Genomic DNA, 3992 nt, shown 5'->3' with positions numbered 1-3992 from the left:
GACCCGTCGGCCATTCTGTTCGGGGCCGGCGGGGCGGCCGCCGCGGCCGTCGTCGCCCTGGCCTCGCCGGCCGGCACAAAGGGTTCGGCCGACTCATCCGGCCTGGCCAGGCTGGTCATCCTCAGCCGCTCCGCGGGCCCGGCCGAGGCCCTGGCCGAGAAAGCCGGGCGTCTGGGCCTGCGGGCTGAGGTCGGCCCCCTGCAGAGCATCGCCCTCCGCCGGGCCTTCGACCGGGGACCCGTGGGTGCCCTGATCAATGCCACCTCGCTGAGGTCGCCCGAGGATTGGGCGGGGCTCAGGCTGCTCGACGAGATGTCCGGCCTGGTGGGCGGGGGGGAGACCCCGCCGGCCGTCCTCGACCTGGTCTACGGTCGCGAACCCACGCCGCTGCTACAGGCGGCCGGGGCGGCCGGTTGCCGGGTCGTCGACGGGCGGGAAGTCCTCGTCGCCCAAGGGGCCGCCTCATTCACCCTCTGGACCGGACGGGCGGCCCCCCTCGAAATCATGCGCGCCGTCGTCTTCGGCGAAAGGAGCCGGCCATGTTACGCTACCTGACGGCTGGGGAATCCCACGGCCCGTCACTGACCGTCATCATCGAGGGCCTACCTGCCGGCGTGCCGGTGGACCTCAGCTCCATCGACCGGGCCCTGGCCGGCCGGCAGGAGGGCTTTGGAAGGGGCGGACGTCAGAGGATCGAACGGGACCACGCCACCCCCCTCGGCGGGTTGCGGCGCGGCCGGACCACCGGCGGCCCGGTGGCCTTCAGCATCGCCAACCTCGACGCTCCTAATTGGCTGGGCCTGGATCAGCGCCCGCCGGTCACGACGCCCCGGCCGGGCCACGCCGACCTGGCCGCGGCCTTGAAGTACGGGCACGCCGACCTCCGGGACGTGATCGAGCGGGCCAGCGCCCGCGAGACGGCCGCCCGCGTGGCCGCGGGCGCCCTGGCCGAAGGCTTCCTGGCCGTCTTCGGGGTCGAGGTCGGGGCCTTCGCCACAGCCATCGGGCCGGCCCGCCTGCCCGTCCTGCCCTCGGACTACCGAGCGGCCTGGGCGGCCGCGGCCGCTTCCCAAGTCCGCTGCCCCGACCCGCCGACGGGCGAGGCGATGGTCGAGGCGATCAAGGCGGCGGCCGCCGAAGGCGACACCCTCGGTGGGACCTTCGTCGTCGCGGCCCTCGGAGTCCCGCCCGGACTGGGCAGCCACGTCCAGGCCGACCGCCGGCTGGACGGCCGTCTGGCCGGCGCCCTGATGAGCATCCCCGGGATCAAGGGGGTCGAGATCGGGGACGGCTTCTCCCTGGCCGGGCTCCCCGGTTCACGGGCTCACGACGTCATCGAACCGGGCTTCGTCCGGCCCACCAATCACGCCGGGGGCATCGAAGGTGGGGTCACCAACGGCCAACCGGTGGTCGTCAGCGCGGCGATGAAGCCCATCCCGACCCTGGGCCGGCCGCTGGCCTCAGTCGACCTGGCCACGGGCCAACCCGCCCCGGCCCTCAAGGAGCGGGGCGACACCTGCGCCGTCCCTGCCGCGGCCGTCGTCGGAGGGGCCGTCGTCGCCTTCGAGCTGGCCCGGGCTTGGCTTGAGAAGTTCGGCGGGGACAGCCTCGGCCAGACAAAACGGGCCTTCGCCGGCTACCTCGAGGAGATTGTCACCCGGGGGTTCGGCCGGGACGTTGACCGGGGGGAAAAGCCATGACCCCCGAGCGAGTCGTCGTCACCGGGTTCATGGGAACCGGCAAGACCAGGGCCGGTCGGCTCCTGGCCGACCGCCTCGGCCTGCCCTTCCTCGACCTGGACCGGGCGGTTGAGGCGGCCGCGGGCCGGACGGTGGCGCAGGTCTTCGCCGACGACGGCGAGGCCGGCTTCCGCCGGGCCGAGCGCCAGGCCGTCCGATGGGCCTCCCGGCTGCGCCGGGCGGTCATCGCCACCGGCGGGGGGACGTTCCTGGACCGCGACAACTACCGCGGCCTGGCCGACCGGTCGCTGGTCGTAACCCTTACCGCCTCTCCGGAGACCATCGTCACGCGGGTCGGGTGTTCGACGGAAGCTGGCGAGCGGCCGCTCCTGTCGGCCGGCGACCTCCGGGAGAAGGTCGAAGGGCTGCTGCGGGCCAGGCATGAGCGGTACACCCTGGGCGACGCCCGGCTGGATACGACCTCGCTGTCACCGGAGGAGACCGCCGACCGCCTCCTCGAGCTGTGCGTCGGGGCCGGGCTTCGGCCGGTCGACCGGCCGCCGGCCCGCACCGTCAAAGCCCAGGGCCACGAGGTCGTCATCGGGGCCGCCCCGGCCGACCTCCCCGGCCGGTTGGCCGACCTGGCTGCTTCCCGGCTGTTCACCGTGGCCGACGACCATACGGCGGCGCTGTTCGGCCAGTGGTCCGGGGTCGAAGCCGTCGTTCCGGCCGGGGAAGACGCCAAGACCCTATCCCACCTTGAAGGGGTGCTCTGCCGGATGGCGTCGGCCGGGGTCGGCCGGGACGGGGCCGTCGTGGCCCTCGGCGGCGGGGTCGTCGGCGACCTGGCCGGTTTCGCGGCCGCCGTCTACATGCGGGGCATCGCCGCTGTCCAGGTTCCCACGACGCTCCTGGCCCAGGTCGACAGCGCCATCGGCGGCAAGACGGCGGTCAACCTGGCCGGTCTGAAGAACCTCGTCGGCGCCTTCCACCCGCCTGCCCTCGTTTTCGCCGCCGTCGAACCGCTCCTCTGCCTGCCCGACGAAGAGTTTCGGCAGGGGCTGGCGGAAGTGGTCAAGTACGGGCTCGCCTGCGACTCGGACCTGCTGGACCGGCTAGAATCGGAAGCCCCGGCGATCCTCGGGCGCCGGCCGACGGCCCTGGCCGAAGTCGTGGCCCGCTGCGTCCGGGCCAAGGCCGCGGTCGTCGAGGCTGACCCGACCGAACAAGGCGAGCGCCGCCGCCTTAACCTCGGCCACACGGTGGGGCATGCCCTCGAGACGGCCTCCGAGGCCTCGCCGCCGGCCGGTCAGCCGCCTGGGCCATCCGCCAATGCGCGCCTGGCCCATGGCGACGCGGTGGCCTTCGGGATGGCCGTGGCCACTCGGATGGCCGTCGCGGCGGGGATGGCCCCGTCCGGACTCTGGCCGCGGCTGCTCCGCGGGTACGACGCGCTGGGACTATCGCTCGCCCCCGGCGCCCGGGCCTTCGCCGACGAGCCCGAAGACGAGTTCCTGCGGCGCCTGGCTGGGGACAAGAAGAACCGCGGCGGCGCGCTACGCCTGGTCCTGCCGCTCGGCTCCGGCCGGGTCGACCTGGATTACCAGGTCGATCCTCAAGAGGTGCGACGCGCCTGCGTCGAAATGGTCGATTCGCTTTGAACCACGTCTGACTTAGCGAGGTGCAGCAAGCGATGAATGAATCCCCGCGCATCCTGGTCTTGCACGGCCCGAACCTCGGCATCCTCGGGCGGCGGGAACCGGCCATCTACGGCCACACGACCTTGGCCCAGCTCGACAAGATGATCGCCGACCGCGCGGCGGCCCTCGGTCTGACCTGCGATTGCCGCCAGCACGACGGGGAAGGCGAGCTCATCAGGGCCATCAACCATGCGGACGACGAAGGCTACACCGGCATCGTCATCAACCCGGCGGCCTACACGCACTACTCGATCGCCCTTGCCGATTCCATCAGCGCTTGCCCTTTGCCAGTGATCGAGGTACACTTGAGCAACATCTTCGCTCGCGAGTCATTCCGTCGTCGATCGGTGACCGCTGCCGGTGCCCGGGCGATCATCGCCGGCCTGGGACCGATCTCATACGAACTGGCCGTCGAGGCCCTGTCTCGGCTGCTGAAACGCGGCGAAGACTGACCTTCGATAAACAGGAACGGGGTGTGAGTAAAGTTAATGTTGGTCTGAAGTAGGAGACCTGGGCAGAAAGAGGGACGAGAGGGTTCCTCTCCGAAGTGTTTGGTTGCGAGCACAAACACAAGTAGGAGGGGTGGACCTCTCGCCCATGGCACAATTCACTA

The 3992-nt window shown here is 71.7% G+C and carries 4 protein-coding genes; all 4 read left to right on the top strand.

Features of this window, described 5'->3' with window-relative positions; translation table 11 throughout:
* Positions 1-555: hypothetical protein (locus VGL40_14675; protein ID HEY3316505.1), on the top strand; the 555-nt coding region annotated here is incomplete at its 5' end.
* A complete protein-coding gene (gene aroC / locus VGL40_14670) occupies positions 540-1700 on the top strand; it encodes a chorismate synthase (GenBank protein ID HEY3316504.1) in 1161 nt (386 codons plus the stop codon). The genes VGL40_14675 and aroC, both read left to right, overlap by 16 nt.
* A complete protein-coding gene (locus VGL40_14665; GenBank protein ID HEY3316503.1) occupies positions 1697-3340 on the top strand; it encodes a bifunctional shikimate kinase/3-dehydroquinate synthase in 1644 nt (547 codons plus the stop codon). Before aroC ends, VGL40_14665 begins: the two co-directional genes overlap by 4 nt.
* A gap of 32 nt (positions 3341-3372) precedes the next feature.
* Positions 3373-3831 (top strand): type II 3-dehydroquinate dehydratase, encoded by a 459-nt coding sequence (gene aroQ / locus VGL40_14660; GenBank protein HEY3316502.1) that lies wholly within the window; start codon positions 3373-3375, stop codon positions 3829-3831.
* Positions 3832-3992: the final 161 nt, after the last annotated feature.

This window comes from Bacillota bacterium, from assembly GCA_036504675.1.
Taxonomy (GTDB): Bacteria; Bacillota; Sulfobacillia; order JAJYWN01; family JAJZPE01; genus DASXUT01.
The sequence above is the reverse complement of the archived record's forward strand: the minus strand, read 5'-3'. Positions and strand labels throughout refer to the sequence as shown.

Bases quoted from the DNA above. Each gene is read 5' to 3' on its own strand.
- VGL40_14665 (HEY3316503.1), top strand. From the start codon at position 1,697: ATGACCCCCGAGCGAGTCGTCGTCACCGGGTTCATGGGAACCGGCAAG.
- aroC (HEY3316504.1), top strand. From the start codon at position 540: ATGTTACGCTACCTGACGGCTGGGGAATCCCACGGCCCGTCACTGACC.
- aroQ (HEY3316502.1), top strand. From the start codon at position 3,373: ATGAATGAATCCCCGCGCATCCTGGTCTTGCACGGCCCGAACCTCGGC.